Source organism: Herbaspirillum sp. B65, assembly GCF_000333555.1.
GTDB classification, from domain to species: Bacteria; Pseudomonadota; Gammaproteobacteria; order Burkholderiales; family Burkholderiaceae_D; genus Herbaspirillum; species Herbaspirillum rubrisubalbicans.
In genome coordinates this window covers 1-2,255 of sequence record NZ_BADI01000306.1, presented here as the reverse complement: position 1 = coordinate 2,255, position 2,255 = coordinate 1, and the positions used below count along the sequence as shown (strand labels likewise).

At 54.4% G+C, this 2,255-nt stretch carries 1 protein-coding gene and 1 pseudogene; one reads left to right on the top strand and one right to left on the bottom strand.

What is annotated here, in order from left to right; all coding sequences use genetic code 11:
• Positions 1–771 precede the first annotated feature (771 nt).
• On the top strand, positions 772–1,128 hold the full coding sequence (locus I5W_RS07845; protein ID WP_252716940.1) for a DMP19 family protein: 357 nt from the start codon (positions 772–774) through the stop codon (positions 1,126–1,128).
• 222 nt (positions 1,129–1,350) lie between these two features.
• On the opposite strand, the pseudogene I5W_RS07840 reads toward I5W_RS07845, so the two are convergent.
• Positions 1,351–2,255: pseudogene (locus tag I5W_RS07840) on the bottom strand (HAD-IC family P-type ATPase); the annotation flags it as partial.

The following is a 2,255-nucleotide window of genomic DNA, read 5'->3' as shown; positions in this document are numbered from 1 at the left end:
TCCAAATCGTTATGCAAATTGGGTCGAAACCCCTTGGGATTGCGGTTTTTTTTTGATGTTATTTGAGGAAGTTCTTCCGGATTCATTGAAGGCATCGGTGTAAGGTGAGTATGGCGGGTGCCAGAGGCTGGTACGGACATCGTCTTGGCGAGATTGACTACATGGAGTGTTTTTTCCACGAAGAAGTTCTGGCACCACCAATAGACGATGCAGCGTCGTCAGTGGTCACAGAGCTTAAGTAAAATGGAAATGCTGTACGAAAGTCTAGAATTAAGGTTTTGCTCAATTAGGGATTAATTCGACCAAGGCTGCAATATCCCCATTAGCCGATGGCGGGCCGGCTAAATATTGGATATTGACGTGAATGTACGACTTCGTTCTTTACCAAGCCGCTTGAGCGCGGCAAACCTATGTTCATCGCCCAGTTGGTCCGCGCGACGCCGTATGGCAAGGACAATAGAAAAAATGGCCCAGACGAAGCGGACATTGCCGCACGCTTATTGATGAAATGAGCGCCATCAATTTGATCAGCATCTTAAAATGAAGATTCCATGTTCGACATGTTCGGCTTTGATATTGCCGGAAACTGCAGCAAGAACGGGCGGACTTTGCATGCCCTGCAAGTCGGGAACTCGCTCGGCAATTGAAGCTTCGAAAGTCGAGGCCAAGAGGCAGCGTGAGCTTGATGCAACGGATCCATTCCGACTTTACTGGAGGGAGCTTGTCGATAGGGTGTATAAGTCTGACGCGGGAATAGCGCAGTTGTCCGATGTGGAAAGGCAATATTGGGCGGTCGGCTGTCTATCTGGCGAAGTCTACAACGGCGGCTTCGATCAATATTTTTATAACAGTTCAGGCGCGACGTATTCTGCTGCTGTTGATGGCTTGAAAGCGATGGGCGCTACAACGAGTCTGCTATTGCTTCAACAAGCAAAACAAATGATTTTCGGATTTGCAGACGTTCCTGAAGAAACACGCGCCAGGCGAAGCATACAAATGTCTGTCGAGAGCGATGCATTACAGCAGCGACTGGACGAACTGGATAAGCAGTTTTGGAAAGACCCTGACAATCTGGCGATGCGAAGCGAAAAATTTGCTATCAGCCATGGTTTGGTCCGTGCCGAATAGGCCGCGCTTCATGGCTTCGGCCTTGATACGTGCATGGGGTATGCAAGATCGGGGCCAGCGGCCGCTTGCTGCTGCGCTCGGACTGAGCGGAGCTTGGGCGGCTTGGCTCATCGATGTCGGCGGGACCATTTGAAACAGGCCCTGGCAACGATCACGCTTGCTCGTGCAACCTCTGTTACCCCATGCAGCAGGCCTGTTCGTTCCAGCACTCAGGCTTCAGGCTTACTGCCAGCCATATCGTCTGGCATACCACCCCTTCATCCCCTGAATCAGCACCGCATACGCCACCAGGATCGCCACCAGCCACGGGAAGTAGGACAGCGGCAGCGCCTCCAGCTTGAAGTAATGCGCCAGCGGTGTCATCGGGATCGCAATGCCGATGGCCATGATGGCCAGCGTCATTCCCATCAGCGGCCACGAGGCGCGGCTCTGGAAGAAGGGGATGCGGCGGGTGCGGATCATGTGCACGATCAGCGTCTGCGACAGCAGACCTTCGATGAACCAGCCGGACTGGAACAGGGTTTGATGTTCCGGCGAGCTGGCGCCGAAGATGAACCACATCAGCGCAAAGGTGCTGATGTCGAAGATCGAGCTGATCGGGCCGAAGAAGACCATGAAGCGGCCGATGTCACCGGCATCCCAGCGCTGCGGCTTTTCCAGGAATTCCTTATCGACGTTGTCGAACGGGATCGAAATCTGCGAGACGTCATACAGCAGATTCTGTACCAGCAGATGCAAGGGCAGCATCGGCAGGAAAGGCAGGAAGGCACTGGCAATCAGGACCGAGAAGACATTGCCGAAGTTGGAGCTGGCGGTCATCTTGATGTACTTGAGCATGTTGGCGAAGGTCTTGCGGCCTTCCAGTACACCGGCTTCCAATACCATCAGGCTCTTTTCCAGCAGGATCAGGTCGGCTGCTTCCTTGGCGATATCCACCGCCGTATCCACCGAGATACCGATATCAGCCGCGCGCAGGGCCGGGGCGTCGTTGATGCCGTCGCCCATGAAGCCGACCACGTGGCCGCGGTCATGCAGCACGCGCACGATGCGTTCCTTGTGGGCTGGCGAGAGCTAGGCGAAGACCGTCACGGTTTCTACCGCCTGCGATAGTTCGGCTCGCTCATCTT